The organism is Rapidithrix thailandica (assembly GCF_039710355.1).
In the GTDB taxonomy this organism is placed as follows: Bacteria; Bacteroidota; Bacteroidia; order Cytophagales; family Flammeovirgaceae; genus Rapidithrix; species Rapidithrix thailandica.
In genome coordinates this window covers 12,150-29,606 of record NZ_JBDKWZ010000013.1, presented here as the reverse complement: position 1 = coordinate 29,606, position 17,457 = coordinate 12,150, and the positions used below count along the sequence as shown (strand labels likewise).

Here is a 17,457-nt window from a genome sequence, read left to right as displayed (position 1 = left end):
AGGAGTCCTCTATCATGAAAAGTAAAGTATCTCTACCAATGACCGGGCTCCGATGATAATTTACGGAATTATTTCATCCACCAGCATTTCACTTGCAAGTCATCTGCCCCTAGCATTTCTACGGCCTTCTGATAATTTGTGGCATTCAATGACTGCAAGGTACTTGGATATGGCATCCGGGTAGGTACAATGCCATCGTTTTCCGCTCCGCCTCCTATTGCCAATACCGGATATCCCGTTCTCCGGTAATCATACCAGGATTCAAAACCACAGAAAAACAAGGCAATCCACTTTTGACGGATCAATGTTCCCAATTGGTTATCAAAAGTCACCCCTGGCCGGTTCATATAGTCTCCGGGCATCTCTGCTCCCCAATAAGCCATCGATGCCTCAATTCCTTTTTGATAGTGCGCAGCTGCATCGCTATTAATCCATCCTTTTAAGGCCGCTTCCGCCCAAAGAAATTCCACTTCGGCATAAGGGAAAATAATCCCGGATTGTGTAGTAGCTTGTAATTCGGGTCGATAAGTAGAATAAGACTCCGGAATACCCTCTCCTTTTCCCCGGGCACTCACCACTCCGGTATACTCCTCTTCACTGGTTTTTGTCGCGATTAATTCCAAACGAGGGTCGTTAAAGGTCTTCAGAGTGTTTATAAAAGCTTCCGCCAATCCTCTGTTGCCGTTAAACTCAAACTCACGGTACTTGCTCAAGGGATTGACAAAAGGCAGGTTTTCGCTATAATACATTACCGCAGCCTCTTCATTGCTACTGAATACAGGATACTTGTCCGGATTGTCAAACATAACTTTGATTTGGGCTTGCACATTCATTACCGCTTTTTTCTCTACCCGCATCAACAAACGCAAACGAAGAGAATTGGCAAACTTACGCCATTTGTTTACAGACCCGGAAAACAATAAGTCGCTTTCGGCATTTATTGGTTTGCCCTCGTCAAAAAGGGTATTTGCTTCTTCCAAGTCTGCCAACAGGGCTTTATAAATAGTCTCTTGAGAGTCAAAGGCAGGTTGGTAAATTTTATCCGAATACCCTTTCAGCGCCTCTGTAAACGGAATAGGGCCAAACATATCCGTGAGGTTAGAAAAGATCCATGCACGCAATACTTTTGCAACGGCTATATAATTAGGCGCTTCATTCTTTTCTCCCAGAAGTAAAATGTCCTGTACATCTGTCAGGGTCGTATAATAATTTTCCCATAAGTAATTACTCTCAGTCGTTGGGATAACAAAGCGGTGGAACTCATTGATTTCGTTCGTTTGTACGGAATACTGCATAAACTCATGACTCAAGCGATGTGCGGAGCGCATTTGCAAGCGGTTCAATTCGTACAAAGCCGGGGCCATTAAATTTTCCGGACGGCTCTCTTGTATCCGGTTCGGATCAGAATTAATTTCCTCAAAATCACTGGTACAGGCAAACACCATGAAGGCGCTCATCAGCATCAGAAGGGTATTTTTTATGTTCATGATACTTCTTTTTAGAGGTTATGTTCACCCTGAAGGAGAAATTGCGAAAAACGGCTCCTTCAGGGTTTTGTGTTAGATTATTTTTTTAGAAACTCAAATTGACTTTTAAAGTATAAGAAGCCGTAGAAGGATATTGTCCGGTTTCAAACCCAGGGCGGATAGAGCTGCCATCCATCGTGGCCGCCTCCGGATCGAAAGCCGGATAGTCAGACCAAGTGAACAAGTTGCGCCCGCTTAAGGATACCGAAGCTTTGTCAATGAACATGTTTTGCAACCATTTCTTCGGTAAATTCCACCCCAGGCTGACCTCCCGTAGTTTCACAAAAGAACCGTCCACGGTGTTTGCTTCCACATTATCGCGGCTGTACAAGGCATTGTAATAGTAGCCAATATTATCCGGTTGTTGGTCATTGGGTTTATAGGTGCCGTCCCCCATGTCAATCACACCCTTTCCAATCAGGTTCTGATCATAGCGACCTTCCAAAGAATTGGTCAGTTTGCCACTGTACGAAAGTGCGGCATAGGTTAACGAGTACAAATCTCCTCCTTTACGCACGTCAAATAATACCCCTAAGCGAAAGCCTTTATAAGTAAATTCATTGTACAAGCCTCCGGTCCAGTCAGGAAAAGCATTTCCTACTTTTTTGATTTCCGTATCCAACACAGGCATACCGTCTTCGTATATAATTTCTCCGGAAGGTGCTCTCTTATAACCTCTTCCGTAAATATCTCCCAATCGTTCTCCCGGACGAGCTTCCACCGTTACCCGGTGATAGATTCCATCCGCCATGATATAATTCTCTACTCCATCCGCCAACTCCACCACTTTCCCCCGGTTGGTAGCCCAATTGATATTGGTTTTCCATTGGAATTTTTCCGTGCGGATCGCGGAGAAACCTGCAGTCAATTCCAAACCGGTATTGTTAATTTGCCCGGCATTCAACAATACTTTCTTATAGCCACTGGATGGGTCAATAGGAATGTCAATGATCTGATCATGGATCTGAGAGTGGTACACGGTCGCATCAAAATTGAGTCTTCCTTTGAACATTCTCAAATCCACTCCCGCCTCATAAGAAGTAACCTGCTCAGGCAAAAGATTGCTGTTCGGGATGGTCGAAGGATTGTATACGGAAGCATTAAACTCGCTGTAAGAATAGTAGCGTTCCAGCTTGTACGGGCGGGTATCATTCCCCACTTGTGCTGCCGAAAGGCGGACTTTCAATAAATCTACCGCTCCTAAATCCACCATTTCAGAAACCAATAAACTCAAACTGGCAGAAGGGTAAAAGAAAGAGTTATGCGATTGAGGCAAGGTACTTGACCAGTCATTGCGGGCCGTCAAATCCAAATACCACCATTTTCTACCCAAGCTTAACAAGGCATATAAACTATACACATCATGACGGTACCGGGAGTTTGACAGGACGGGCATGGTGGTAGCATTTCCTAAATTATACACCCCGGGGATATTCAATTCCTTGGCTGTGAGTTTATAGTTTCGCTTGATTAACTTCCGGTAGTTCCCACCCACAGAAGCTTTGAATTCAAATTCTTCCCATTTGGGTTTGTAGGATGCTAAGAAATCCGAGTTGTTTTCTTGATAGAAAACGGTTTGTTCACGATACATCCCCCGGGGAAACTTAATACTACTCATCGGGCGAATCGTTCTACGGAAATCCTCAGATTGATCCAAACCGGTTCGAAGCATCAAATCAATTTCATCTGTGGCTTGGATATGGGCTGACACCATTCCGATCACCCTGTCCTTCTCTTGTGAATCAATTTGCTCATAACTTTGGAAATAAGGATTATCGGCATTGGGGTTGGTGGCATTGTCCTGTAGCACATTCTCTTCCAACCAATAATCTTTCAACCAATTCACATCGATATTGTTGGTATTCCACATAAAGAAATACATGGGAGAATGCGAGCCGTATCCTGCTGCCGGAAGGTTATCACTTTTCTTTTTGATATAGCTTCCCTGAGCCTTAATCTTAATGTATTTGTTCAGGTGAAAAGTCGTATTCAAGGCAATACTGTTCTTTTCAAAACCTGTATTGGGCACAATCCAGTCATTTTTCAAATGCGACAAAGAGAGGCGCATACTTCCCATTTCTCCGGCACCACTGACCGAAAGGTTGTGGTTAACCGTGGTTCCTTCTTCAAAGAAACCTTTCACATGGTCGCGGGCTTGCCAAGCAGTTCTGACATCCGTATCCGGATATTGATAAAAATCCTGTCCTTCGAATCCGGGTCCCCAAGAGTGTGTGGATTGCGTTCCTTTTCCATCTTCTGTTTTGCCAAAAGAATAGTATAGAGGAGGATTTTTCGTCCGGCTTCCGGAGCCATACTCCGTTTGATAATCCGGCCAGCGGTTAATTTTATCCAAGGTGAAACTCGTACTGAAGTTCACCCCTAATTTTTTATTTTTCTTCGCAGTTTTGGTGGTAATCATGATGACCCCGTTCATCGCCCGCGAACCGTATAAAGCCGCAGCAGTCGGGCCTTTGAGTACCGAGATGCTTTGAATATCGTCCGGGTTCAAATCGCTGATCCCATCCCCGTAATCTACAGGCAAGTCTTCTCCCAAATACGAGCCTTCCCCGTTGCCTGTCATACCGCTGTTCACCGGAATACCATCTACCACAATCATGGCTTCGTTATTGGCAAAATTCAGGGTATTTTCGCCCCGTAAGGTAATACGGGTAGTTCCTGCCGGACCGGTACCTGCATTGGTAAAATTCAAGCCGGCTACCTTTCCTTTCAGCGTATTGACCCAGTTGCCTGAGCGCACTTCCGAAATGTCATCATCTCCTACTTTTTGCACGGCATAGCCCAAAGAGTATGTTTCCCGTTCAATACCCAAGGCACCGACAACTACTTCCTGAAGTTGGCGTGTATTGCTTTTCAAAGCGATATGCAAGGTCTCACTATTCACCTCAATCTCTTGAGCTTCATAGCCGATATAGGACACTAGCAAAGTCACCCCTTGCTCTACGTTGGCCAAGCGGAATTCACCATTGACATCACTAATGGTACCTATGGAAGTCCCCTTCACCACCACACTGGCTCCTACCAAAGGGCTATTGTCTTCCGCATCTACGATTTTTCCTTTGATCAATTCGATGGTCCGGGAAGTTCCGGCTTTTAGCCAAATCGTATTGTTGATGGTTTTATATGAAAGGCCTTGCCGCTCACTCAATTTTCGCAACACCTCCTCCAAAGGAAGTTCTCGAGCATGCATACTTACTTTCTTGAAAAGGAAAGCGGCTTCCTTGTTATAGGCAAAATGAAAATTTGTTTGATTTTCCAGTTCTGCCAGCAACGCTTCGGTAGTCACATTTTCCAACTGAATACTGACTTTCGGAGCCTCCGAAGGTTGTGCTGTCAGCGGAGCAATACATAGCATAAGGCATAGCATTGCCAGGACCCATTTTTGTACATGGGCTTTCCATGGTAGCATTTTTTTCATAAATTGCAGAAGATTTTAAAGAAGATTCAATTTGTTTTGTGAAGGCTCAAGTTCTCTATTTTGCGCAACATTAAGAGAGCCTTGAGCTTTCGCCTTTTTTATAGGGTTTTAATTCAATTTATTCTAAAAGCATGTTTAAAACCTAAGCTCCACGTTTTGCTGATGGATCGTATACTCAAAAGACTGTAAGTAAGCCAAGCCTTCCAGCACTTCGTTTAAAGTGGCTTTTTCATCAAATTTAGCTGTTAACCGGAACTCGTCTCCAGCTGTTCCGAGAGTGGTTATTTCCACGTCAAATTTCCTCTCCAACTTTGCGATCACTTCCTCAAAACTAGCTTGGTAAAAATTTAACTTTCCATAACGCCACTCTCCTACCGTAGTCTGTTCAAATGTTGACACGGCCACTATTTCATGTTGATAGTGTAACTGCTCTCCTGGCGACAAAACGGCCAAAACTTTTCCGCCTTGTTTTTCCACTTCTACCTTCCCGGTAAACAGCGCTACTTCCACCTCTTCCTTCATTTCCGGGTAAGCTTGTATATGAAAAGAGGTACCCAATACCCTGGTCGTTAAGGAGCCGGTATTTACCGTAAAGGGATGTTCGGCATCCTTCTGCACCGCAAAAAAACCTTCACCTTGCAATAAGGTCTCCCGGTGATCTTGAAAATCCTTCCGGTAGTGCAAAGAGCTTCCTGCATTTAACCATACCTGCGAGCCATCCGGCAAGGTGTATTGAGCCACTTCTCCCACAGGGGCTGTAAGTTCTAAATAATCCGGCTCCGTACCGTTCATTTGCCACCATAAACCCAGTCCCAGAAGAAGTACCACACTTGCAGCAGCCCACTGCCACCAGCCCGAAGCACTAAAATCTCGTTTTGTGCTTTGTTGAGTTGTCTCAAGTTTTTGTTTTAGCTGATCAAAAGATCTTTTGTTGTACTGGTTCGTATCGTTGATCTCTACTTTTGCTTTCCGGATAGCCTTCAACTCTTCAAACTTCCGTTTTAACTTCTGCTCCTTTTCCAGTATCCGCTCCAATTGATTGCGCTGTGATGCCGTAGCCTCTCCATCCAGCACCCTGGCCATCAGTTCCCACAGTTGATCGTCCTTATAATTCTCCTCCATCGTCATTACGTTTGTTGTATAGTACCAGCCCCATCAATGGGCGGCTTTCATGAGTAAGGCACAAAAACCCCTGTTCTACCCTTAGTCAATTCCGTGAACTGTTTGTTAAATCAAAATCAGAAAAATTAAAAGAGAGTTAACAGAAGCTAAAGAAGGTTGAAAATGAAAGAGGTATCCTATTTTTTTAGGCTCAACCTAGCTTTGCGGCTAATTATTCGGGAGTATTTTACCCCATCAATCCTTAATTTCAAGAGAACGGGCAACGTGAAATCGGGCCATTTTTTTCAGGGCTTGCCCCATATGATGTTCTACCGTCTTTTCAGAGAGGTTGAGTATTTGGGCAATTTCTTTATAGGTAAAGCCCTCTACTCTACTGAGGATAAAGATTTTCTTTTGTTGTCCCGGAAAGGTATTGATATAAGCTTGGGCTCTTTCGAGTTGCTCTTTGTGAATATAGCCTTTTTCCGGTGAGGGAAGCGTCAGTGACAATTGTACTTGAGAGAAATCTTCCGTTTTTTGATGGTCCCGCAAGTAATTCAGGCATTTGTTCCGGGTGGCGGCAAATAGATAGGTTTCCACTTTTTCAGGAACGATCAATGTATGGCGTTTTTCCCAGAGCTGTAAAAATATCTCGGATACCACATCTTCAGCCACTTCAGCCTGATGGAGGTAACAATGAGCAAAACGGCATAGGCGTTGGTAATAGCTTTCGTAAAGCTTTTCCAAACCTTCCATTTGGCCTTGTTGTATTGCCTGAAAGTAATTTTTCATTGCCAGCACTTCCTTTTATTCCACATAGCGAAATTAGAAAGCTTGAAGTGAAATGCTGTTACCGGAATATTAATTTAATCGAAGTTGTTAATTGCTGTATGGCAAACAAAAACGGAAAGCTAATTAGCAAGTCAAAGTCACTCTTCTCCTCAGCCTTACCCTGTTTTCAACAGTAGACACGATTAAAATATACATCTCTACTTTACAAATCATTTATTTACAAAGCAATAAATAACAATGACAACAGTGCCAGGGCAATCCCTAAAAAATTGAGCCGGGAGAGTTTTTCACGAAAGCCCCATTTGGAAATGCCTGCGATCAATAAAATCACCAAAATATTGAGCAAGGGAAAAACCAATGAACCTTGGTGTTGAAAATACCGGAGGGCTTTTAAAATGAAATAAAAAGAGAAAAAATTCACGACTCCCAAACTCACACCCCCCAAGCATGACTTTAACAACACAACTTGCCCGAACCCAGATAGAAAAGAGTGTTTTACCCCCGTTGCTACCACGCCAGTTAACAGAGCAAATGCAAAGGTGGCGATGGGAAAACTTACCTCCGTTTCCTCTGATAAATATCGGTAATTGATAAAATTAATCAGTGTGTCGATACCTCCTCCTACAAGGAAAACTACCCATGCCCAACGTAATGAAGATAATTTGAAGAGTGTAGACTCGTTACCGGATTTTCTTTGAATTGAGATAAATAGCACTGCTATTACGGACAATACCACACCTGTATAATTAAGCCACGACAAGGTTTTATAAACACTTGGAATATAGACCAAGCTGATAACTACAGGCAAGGTGAAGGAAACTTTACTGGCAATGGTAATAATTGCTAAGCCTACTCGGGCCGTGGCATAAATCAAGAGTAGATAATGCAAGATGAACAAAGCTCCCAATAACCCCGCCCAATAAAGCCAATCCTTATGTAACAAACTCTCCCATGACTCAATAGGGAAAAATAACAAGCCCGCTATTACACATACAACATAGTTAGTCAACAAGGCGGGAAGAGTGGCTATATTATACAGCGCAAAAACCTTGAAATGAAAATAGGTGAGAAAGGTGCACAATGCCGCCAGGAGCAGGTACCACATGATGTTGACAGTTAGTCGTTAAAATCGTAAATTTACATGCCAACCAAAAGGCATTTACAATTTAACAAATTGATTTTTTAAGCAAAAAAACCATTTAAGGATGGGACTAACACACTGCATACCAGTTCAAAAAAATAATTTATAATAAATCCAAACACTATTTCACATTCTGCTTTTATTTCTCATTTTACTACTTAGATTTGCACTCTTAAACGTTGAATTTTTCTAGCAAAAAATCAGGGATTTTCAGTATACCTTAAGGCTTAAACTAACACTATCTTCTTTGCGAATGAGACCTATAATCCTGACGCTATTCCTATTAGTAGGTTTACGTTCATTGGGATACACCCAAATTCAGCCTCTTTCCAGAAGCGACTCAGGGAAGGTGGCTACTTACCTGTCCAAACACCATGAATACCTTAGTAAAAATAATTACAAGGAAGCATCCAGAATGCTGAATGATGCCGCTTTTATTTATTGGAACCATAACAATTATAATGAGGCTATTCAGTACTACGAGCGTTCCTTATCACTCAATGCCAAGTTGGAAAATGAAAATGGTGTGGCCATGATTCATAACAACCTGGGCATGCTTTACGGAGATATACAGGATTATGAAAGCTCTTTAAAACACTTCACCAAAACCCTGGCCGCCCGGAAAGCCGGCCATGAGCCTGTGGGCATGATATCGGCCCTGATCAACCGCTCTATTGCTTACAGCAATCTAAAAAAATACGATCTCGCTATCGAAGATTTACAACAAGCACTTACCACAGCCCGGGAACTCAATGATGTGAATCAAATGAAAAGCGTATATGGGATGCTATCGGAAACTTATGAGAAAAAGGGAGATGTGGAGCAGACCTTAAAGTATTTTGAATTATACAAATCCTTTCATGAGCAGTTACAGCGCAACAAGGTCAATAAACTTTCTCAAGAACTGAAAGAGGAAAGTATTCAAAAAAAGCTGGCACTGGCCGAAAAACAAGCCAAAGAGCTAGAACTCTTAAAAAAACAAATGGAGATCAAGGAAAAAGAAAAGGAAATCCACGAAGTAGAATCCATAAACCAGAACTTATATACCCACCTCTCCAAAAAAGAACTGGAGGTTACGCTTCTCAAGCGCGAGCGGGAAATACAGTCGGCAGAGGCTTTGCTCAAAGAGAAAGAAAATCAGGTACTAAAACAAGAGAAAGCCTATATCCGGAATCTTTCGATTATTGTTTCACTCTCTTTACTGTCGATTGCCGGTCTGTTATTTTTCTTTCTTCGCAAAGGCGCCAGGCAAAACAAACGCTTGCATGAGCAAAACTTGTCCATAGAGAAGCAAAAGCAAGAATTAGCACATTCCAATGAGGTAAAGAACAAAATCTTTTCCATCATTGCGCACGACCTGAGGAGCCCGATCAGCTCTTTGCAGAGTTTTTTTTATATCATCGATGATTTTGATTTTTCGGAAGAGCTCACCCGTATATTTCTACAATTAAAAACCCGGCTTTCGGCCAGTGCCGATTTATTAGAAAATCTTTTGCATTGGTCCAGAACGCAGATGCAAGAGCTCAAGCCCCAATTTGATAAAGTGGCTATGTATGAAGTAGTAGAGCAAAACAGTCGGCTGTTAGCCTCTTTGGCAGAAGCCAAGTCCATCCGTTTGTCCAATGAAGTCCCTGCTTCACTTCATGCTTTGGCCGATCCGGATATGTTGAAAATTGTGGTGAGAAACCTGATGCAAAATGCCATCAAGTTTACCCCCCACGGAGGAGAGGTAAAAATCAGCGGAACGCAACTTTCAGAAAAAATACGCCTGTCCATTACAGATAATGGCATCGGCATGACACAAGATAAAATTGACTCCCTGTTTGATTTCAGTAGTAATAAATCCACCTATGGCACAGCCAAAGAAAAAGGAACCGGACTAGGCATTGTACTCAGTGCTGAGCTTGTCAGGATAAGCCAAGGTGCGATTCATGTAGAAAGCCAACCTAACCAGGGCACTACCGTTGAATTAACATTTAAGTCCTATGAATAAACTACTTCTAACCAACTTATTTCTAATCTTGTGTGGAGGTTGGGCACAGGCCCAACCGCATGAGGCCACCCATCACCTAGATTCGGCCGGCAGGTTATATTGGAACAAAAAACTTCCGGTATACCTTTGGGTATCCAGCACTCCGGACTCGGCCCAACAACGCCTTACGCGGGCTGCCAAACCTCAATATGCCGACCCTCTCTACCTGGATACCGAAGGCTTAAATTATATACGCACCCGGTATGCCGTAGATAAAGAGACTCAAAATACCGTGACCCCTCATCAAGAGGTAATGTTGGAGATTTATGCCGATGGCATGGCCCCTTCCATAAAGAATACGTTTCAGGATGCCCAGATACATCAAGCTGCCGGGAAGACCTATTATGGTTCGTCTCTATCCATACAACTACAATCCGAAGATAAAATGTCCGGGGTAAAACAAATCTACTATGCTGTCAACTCCGAACGTTTCATAGCGTATACCGAGCCTGTACAAATGGACCAACAAGGAGAGTTTGAGGTTAAATTTTATGCTGTAGACTTTGTGGGCAATGCCAGTCCGGTCGAGCAGAAACAATTTATTGTAGATTTGGAAGCTCCGGTATCCAATCTGAACGTCAATGGCATTACCAAGGAGAATGTAATCTCCCTTTCAAGCAAGATTTACCTTTTAAAAAATGACAAACTCTCCGGAGTCAAAGCAACTTATTACAAATTTGACGAAGGGACGTACAAAGTGTACAATGGAAAAGGAATTGACTTTGCATTTCTGGAAGAAGGCCATCACCGGATTACTTATTATTCTGAAGATGAAGTAGGGAATAAGGAACAAGAAAAGACTTTTGAATTTTACCTGGATAAAAGCGCTCCTTTGATGGCAGCAGATATATTAGGTGATCGCTACCTGGCCAACAACCAGATATATTTTTCCGGAAGGACCAAACTTAAACTGACTGCCATCGACAACAAAGTAGGGGTCAAAGAAATCAAATATTCTATTGACAACGGGGAATTCCTCGAATATCAAAATCCTTTTTACTTACCCAATGTGACCGGAGAACATTACATCCGCTACTATTCGGTTGATAACCTGAACAACCAGACACAATCCGGGAATGCTACCGGCTATGAAGAGTTTAAACATAATGTAAGTAAAGTATATGTAGACCTTACCGGCCCCACACTTTCACATTCCATCAATGGAAAACACTTATACCGGAAGGATACTCTATTGATTGGCCCTAACAATACCATCCAACTTGCAGCGGTGGACGGAGAGTCCGGTTTACAGAAAATCACCTACAGTTTTGACGGGGAACTCTCCGAAACGGAATACACCCAGCCTTTAACCCAGGCAAAAGAGGGCTTACATCAATTGGAGTTTTTTGGCTATGACAATGTGAATAACCGGAACGTCGAAAGGCTCTTTTTCTTTACGGATCATTCTGCCCCTAAAATCTTTATTAACTTCAGTGTAGGCGCAATTGATACCAAAGGCAACCTGGATATTTATCCGGCTCATGTAGGTATTTTCCTTTCCGCCACGGATACATACGCAGGCTTAGAAAACATCTACTACTCCCTTAATGATCAAGCTGAACGACTGTACTCCGGGCAAATTTCCAGACTTAAGCCCAATAAAAAATATCGTTTGAAAATCAGGGCTGTGGACTACTTAGGCAATAGTTCCACAAAAGAAATCAGCTTTAGAACAAGCCGGCAGCAAGGATCGGCCAAACAATAAGCTTATATGGCGGGAGATAGGTAATGTCTTTGAAAAGGCATTACCTATCTCTTGCCATCTTTTTTCGAGGAAGACAATAAGCCAAATAACTCACCTACACTAGGTAATTGTTGAGAATATTTTTTTGATATTTCTTCAATTACTTGTTTATGTCCCTTAAATTATCGTATCTTTAGCCCGTCAGAAAAATGTAGGCGTTGGCATGCGGGATCCTTCTCCCTCTTCTTTCAAGCACCTCAATGATATTAAAAAGACTTGTGATTTGTCTTGATTTTAGGCAATTTACACCTACCAATTTGTAAATAATTTTTTAGAACTAACTTATTAACACCCAAAGCGCATGAAGCGACAGAATAAAACAAAACAGAAAAAGAAAACTACCAAACGGGTAAAAGTAACCGCCCAATTAGGTAATCAAATCATCTCCTTCCTCAACAATGTAGCCCCCCAAAAGCAATCCATTAAAACGTTATATAAAACATTTAAAGTCAAAGACAAAAAGTCCCGCAAGGAGTTTTTACATTTTATATTACACCTGGCTGATGAGGGCTTTATCAAACGGATAAAGGGCACCTACTTTCAAGGAACCCGAGAGGCGGATTCGTTTGAAGGCGTGGTCGATTATGTTAACCCTCACTATGCCTATATCCTGGTTGAAGGGATGGAAAAAGATATTTGGGTCAGTTCAAATAACCTCAACCGTGCTTTGGATGGCGACCGGGTACAAATTCGCACCTTCTACAACAATCGCAGAAACCGCCTGGAGGGAGAAGTTACGGAAGTAGTCAAACGCTCCAGAAGTGAATTTGTCGGTACTATCGAAATTTCATCCCGCTTTGCCTTTGTTATTGTAGACGATCGAAAAATGCACTTCGATGTGTTTGTCAATCTGGATGATATACAAGAAGCACAGCATGGTGAGCGCGTGATTGTAGAAATTACCGAATGGTCGCCTACCGACAAAAACCCGGTAGGAATTGTCAAGAGAGTATTAGGAAAGTCCGGAGAAAACGAAACAGAAATCCATGCCATCATGTTTGAGTACGGATTACCGTTCAATTTCCCGGAGCATGTGGAGTTAGCCGCAGCCAATATCCCCGACAAAATTTCTCAAAAAGAAATCGATAAACGCAGGGATATGCGGGAGGTTACGACCTTCACCATTGACCCTTTTAACGCCAAAGATTTTGATGACGCACTCTCAATTCGCAAAACGGCTGAAGGTCATTGGGAAATAGGAATCCATATTGCCGATGTCACCCACTATGTAAAGCCCAATACCGAATTGGAAATGGAAGCATACAACCGGGCTACCTCGGTATATCTGGTGGACCGCACCGTACCGATGTTACCGGAAAAGCTCTCTAACCAATTGTGCTCATTGCGCCCTCATGAAGACAAGTTAACGTTTTCAGCCGTCTTCGTATTAGATGAATATGCCCAGGTACAAAGCGAATGGTTTGGCCGTACAGTGATTCACTCTGACCGGAGGTTTACTTACGAAGAAGCACAGGAAGCCATTGAAACGGGAGAAGGAGATTTTACTACGGAAATCAATACCTTGAATGAATTGGCTAAAAAACTCCAGAAAGAGCGCTTTGCACACGGAGCCATTTCTTTTGAGTCGGTAGAATTAGTATTCCATTTGGATGAAACCGGCAGCCCATTGGGGCTTTTCCCGAAAGTCAGAAAAGATGCTCACAAGCTGATTGAAGAGTTTATGCTGCTGGCTAATAAAAAAGTGGCTGAATTTGTTTTCAGACAAAAGGAGAAAGGCAAACCCAAAACGATGGTATACCGGACTCACGACAATCCGGACCCGGAAAAAGTGGCTAATTTCTCCAATTTTGCCAAACGTTTTGGTTATGAATTAAACCTTAACGAAACGAACTTGGCCAGTTCGTTGAACCAACTGGCAAAAGAACTGGAAGGAAAACCCGAACAAAACATCATCGAAAGTCAGGCAATCCGGGCCATGGCCAAAGCCGTGTACACCACCCAACCTCTCGGGCATTATGGTTTGGGCTTTAAACATTATTCTCACTTTACCTCTCCTATCCGAAGATATCCGGACATGATGGCACACCGCCTTTTGCAACAGTACCTGGACGGAGGAAACGCTGCCGACAAGGCCGAATTTGAAGAGCGTTGCAAACACTCCTCCGAGCGGGAAAGAAGGGCGGTAGAAGCGGAACGGGCTTCCATTAAGTTCAAGCAGGTAGAGTTTATGCAGAACTATATCGATGAAGAGATGGAAGGCATCGTCTCCGGAGTAACCGAGTGGGGCATTTATGTGGAACTCAATACCACCAAATGCGAGGGTATGGTACGGCTTTCATCCATGCAAGATGATTTTTATTATTATGATGAAGAAAATAAACAAGTCATTGGTAAGAAATATAAGCAAACCTATGCCATTGGTGATCCAGTGAAAATATTGGTAAAGAATACCAATATCGCCAAACGCACTATTGACTTTGAAATGTTATAAAACTTGGTCTGTCAAGGCTTAGGTTACGGCAAAAGCCTTGGCAAGCAACATCGAAACCGGTAAAAGTAATAAAATCAACAAGCCGTATTGTATTCCGGCAAACCCTGCCGCAATGGCTGAATCCATTACAATCAGCGAAAGTACTCCGGCTTTGACCGCCCGTCCGATAAGTTGGGGGCGCTGTTTGCGAATGGCTTTAACCAAGGGTGGAAAGATCAGATAGGCAAAAAGCATCAGGAAGGGAAGAGCGGCATGCCAATGATATTGCTCCAACACTCCCATAACGGCAATGCTCAACACCACCAACAAATACAACCCCATCCCCCCTTGCAAGGCCTTTAGGTTTTTACCGTGTACCTCGCCCCGGCTAATCATTGTGATGGCTGAAATATATACTACAGGAATCAAGGCAATGTACCAATACTGATATACGGTTGCCGTTACGGCACTCATCCCTAACAAAAGGTTGGTTCCCCGGCAAGCCCCCATATTCAACGGGCCAAAAAAGTCGTGATGCTTGCCTATTTTATCATAAATTAAAGCGAGTGCAGCTGTGACGCACGCTAATATTGCACTGACGGCCGATACTTGCCAAGCAGCAAGCACGCCTGTCAACAAGAGTAACGCTCCTAATATACTTCCTCCCGCGATACTGGCCTTACCGCTGGGAATCGGACGTTCGGGGCGCTCTACTTTGTCCAGCTCGGCATCAAACACATCGTTAAACACCACTCCCCCTCCATAAAGGCCTATTGTGGCAATAACTAACCAGAGCAACGCTGAAATATCCGGGTTAATCAGCCATTTTTCCTCACTGTTCCAAATTTCAATGACAGATCCGGTAACGGCATACCCCAACATGATATCAGCAATGGCTGTGAGAATATTTGCCGGGCGCATTAATCTTAAATAAGCGATAACTGTTTTCATAGTATTGAGCGGCCTTTTTCACAAAAGGCTTTTTTGTGTTTTGTAGGATTATTTTTACAAAGGTAAATGACAAACCCTCCTGAATCTTTCAAAGATAGAAAGAAAATAAGCTCGCCTGTCATTTTCCTAAATAACAGTTTTAGAAACCATATTACAACCTCTAAAAGCTTATTTCACCTGAAAGATTACAAACCTGATCTGAGGAAAAAACACATCCTGCCTCAAGCCTTCAAAAGCCCGGTACAGGATGTATACATTTGTATTAAAATATTCCAGTATCGTTTACTTATTCACCATCGGTTCCTGACCTCTCAACACACTGTTACCATTATACAACTCTCTCTGATCCACTCCCTGAGGGTTCAACCAATCATTTTCATCTATCTGTCCACTTTGTTTATACACCTCCAGAGGGTTTTGATAACAGACTTGCTCGACATGCTCTTTCGGGATTCCGTGACTTAACATCAAGGAGGCAGTTTTAGGTACAGACAGGGGATCGCTTACTCCCCAATCAGCAGAACTGTCCACAATAATGCGCTCTGGCCCATACTTTTTCAATACTTCTACCATTCGCTCTTTCCCCATTTTTGTTTTAGGGTAAATGGTAAAGGCTGCCCAAAATCCCCTGTCCAGTACTTCTTTCACGGTTTCTTCATTATTATGATCGATCACCACCATATGGGGAGGAATGCCGTGTTCTTCCACCACATCCATAGAACGGGAGGTTCCTGCCCGTTTATCGCGGTGAGGTGTGTGAATTTGTACCGGTAAATTCACTTCTTTTGCCAACTCCAATTGAGCTCTGAAGTATTTGTCTTCCGCCGGAGTTTGGTCATCATAGCCGATTTCTCCAACCCCTACAACTCCTTCTTTGCAAACATACATCGGCAATATTTCCATCACCTGTTCAGCCAATGCTTCATTGTTCGCTTCTTTAGAGTTTAAGCCAATGGTACAATAATGATGAATGCCAAACTGACTTGCCCTAAAGCGCTCCCATCCTACCAGGCTGCTAAAATAATCTTTAAAAGAGCCCACTTCCGTACGCGGCTGCCCCAACCAAAATGAAGGCTCGATAATGGCCACTACTCCCGCCTTACTCATGGCTTCATAGTCATCAGTCGTGCGGGAAGTCATGTGAATATGGGAATCCAAAAACTTCATTCCCCGGATATTGTCTAAGTTCATAGTTAGATTTTTTTTAATTGAAGATCAATGAGGAATCTCCGCATTTTCTAGTTTTGAAAAACTCACAATGCAGAGAGAAAGATAAAGGTCAAAACCTCTTTTATTTTACAGAATAGCTTTTGCCTTATGCTTCCGGATCGGAAACTGACACTCCGCTACCCGCTTGTTGATAACCTGTTGGCAAAGGTCCTTTATCAACTTCATATGCAGCACCCAGGCGGTCCCAATCCAATTGTTTTTCTTGTACTTCTTTTACAAGGTCCTGATGGTGTTTCAGCAGATCTTTTGCCAAGCCGGAAGAACTCTCCATACAAGCCAGAATTGCAGCATATCGTTCATGTGGATCTTCTTTGGCAACTAAGGTCTTCATATCCTGAAGTAACGACTCATTGAGGAATTGACCCGTAAAACGCCACAGCTCCGGAGTCACCAACCTTGAAGCAGCCCATCGCTCATGAGCATAATCGGAAAGCATATGGGCCAAATGGGCATTCGCCCGTGAATCGGCCCCTAAAATTTTGTAAAGGGGGCGCTCGGTAAAGACCGATTTCAATACCAGTTGGTTCCAGGCTATCTCGTCCAAATATTCAGCCGGATAAGGGTTATTCAGGCATATGGCATCCAATACCACAGTCATGTTGGTACGAATCCCTTCTGCCGCCCTTTTTGCCAAAGCTTCAGGGTGGGGCAATATAGGCAATGCCGTGTACAAGGCTACCAACTCATGCATATCGGCCATCTCAAATACTTGATTTAGCAATTGCACATAGGCCGATTGGTCTTTATGCGGAAGGTGCAATACAAAATATACCCGTACCAATTGGTCCATAGTCCAACCAGTGAGGTCAAATCCCTTACGTAAAGCTTGGGCTTCTGCTAACTCCTCTGTTGTAAATGGGATGGGTTCTTTGCCGACAAAACGTGGGGCGGCACTAAACATCAGGAAAAAAGTACGATTCGCAGGACTTTGTTTATATGCCTCTGCTTTTTGCTTTACCCAGTCTGTTCCGTTCTCTGTGGCATACTTATCAATCAACCGTTGAAAAAGTTGTTGGGTTGGGATTAAGTCAGCTTGGTAGTTCATAGGATATTTTTATGTTAATGAGTTTCAA

General features: G+C 43.0%; 11 protein-coding genes. 3 read left to right on the top strand and 8 right to left on the bottom strand.

The window, feature by feature from the left end; all coding sequences use genetic code 11:
- Positions 1-68: 68 nt before the first annotated feature.
- From AAG747_RS20285 to AAG747_RS20265, 5 genes are all read right to left on the bottom strand, one after another.
- On the bottom strand, positions 69-1,487 hold the full coding sequence (locus AAG747_RS20285; protein WP_346823051.1) for a SusD/RagB family nutrient-binding outer membrane lipoprotein: 1,419 nt from the start codon (positions 1,485-1,487) through the stop codon (positions 69-71).
- 85 nt (positions 1,488-1,572) lie between these two features.
- Positions 1,573-4,962 carry a SusC/RagA family TonB-linked outer membrane protein gene (locus AAG747_RS20280; RefSeq protein ID WP_346823050.1) on the bottom strand — a complete coding sequence of 1,130 codons (3,390 nt, stop codon included), beginning with the start codon at positions 4,960-4,962 and terminating at the stop codon, positions 1,573-1,575.
- Positions 4,963-5,097: 135 nt separating this feature from the next.
- Positions 5,098-6,084 (bottom strand): FecR family protein, encoded by a 987-nt coding sequence (locus AAG747_RS20275; protein WP_346823049.1) that lies wholly within the window; start codon positions 6,082-6,084, stop codon positions 5,098-5,100.
- 234 nt (positions 6,085-6,318) lie between these two features.
- The gene (locus AAG747_RS20270; RefSeq protein WP_346823048.1) at positions 6,319-6,855 is read right to left on the bottom strand and encodes an RNA polymerase sigma-70 factor; all 537 of its coding nucleotides are present in this window, start codon (positions 6,853-6,855) and stop codon (positions 6,319-6,321) included.
- Positions 6,856-7,072: 217 nt separating this feature from the next.
- Positions 7,073-7,960: a hypothetical protein gene (locus AAG747_RS20265; protein ID WP_346823047.1), complete on the bottom strand. Its 888-nt coding sequence runs from the start codon at positions 7,958-7,960 to the stop codon at positions 7,073-7,075.
- A 289-nt stretch (positions 7,961-8,249) separates the two neighbouring features.
- Here AAG747_RS20265 and AAG747_RS20260 point away from each other — a divergent pair, with 289 nt between their 5' ends.
- From AAG747_RS20260 to rnr, 3 genes are all read left to right on the top strand, one after another.
- Positions 8,250-9,989, top strand: coding sequence for a tetratricopeptide repeat-containing sensor histidine kinase (locus AAG747_RS20260; protein ID WP_346823046.1), 1,740 nt, complete (start codon positions 8,250-8,252; stop codon positions 9,987-9,989).
- Positions 9,982-11,733, top strand: coding sequence for an OmpL47-type beta-barrel domain-containing protein (locus AAG747_RS20255; protein WP_346823045.1), 1,752 nt, complete (start codon positions 9,982-9,984; stop codon positions 11,731-11,733). The genes AAG747_RS20260 and AAG747_RS20255 overlap by 8 nt, the downstream gene beginning before the upstream one ends.
- Before the next feature lie 340 nt (positions 11,734-12,073).
- Positions 12,074-14,224, top strand: coding sequence for a ribonuclease R (gene rnr / locus AAG747_RS20250; protein ID WP_346823044.1), 2,151 nt, complete (start codon positions 12,074-12,076; stop codon positions 14,222-14,224).
- A gap of 18 nt (positions 14,225-14,242) precedes the next feature.
- Here rnr and eboC read toward each other — a convergent pair whose 3' ends face one another.
- The 3 genes from eboC to AAG747_RS20235 form a co-directional block, all read right to left on the bottom strand.
- The gene (gene eboC, locus AAG747_RS20245) at positions 14,243-15,154 is read right to left on the bottom strand and encodes a UbiA-like protein EboC (protein WP_346823043.1); all 912 of its coding nucleotides are present in this window, start codon (positions 15,152-15,154) and stop codon (positions 14,243-14,245) included.
- 282 nt (positions 15,155-15,436) lie between these two features.
- Positions 15,437-16,345, bottom strand: coding sequence for a TatD family hydrolase (locus AAG747_RS20240; RefSeq protein WP_346823042.1), 909 nt, complete (start codon positions 16,343-16,345; stop codon positions 15,437-15,439).
- Between the two features lie 124 nt (positions 16,346-16,469).
- The gene (locus AAG747_RS20235; RefSeq protein WP_346823041.1) at positions 16,470-17,429 is read right to left on the bottom strand and encodes an EboA domain-containing protein; all 960 of its coding nucleotides are present in this window, start codon (positions 17,427-17,429) and stop codon (positions 16,470-16,472) included.
- Between the last annotated feature and the right edge of the window lie 28 nt (positions 17,430-17,457).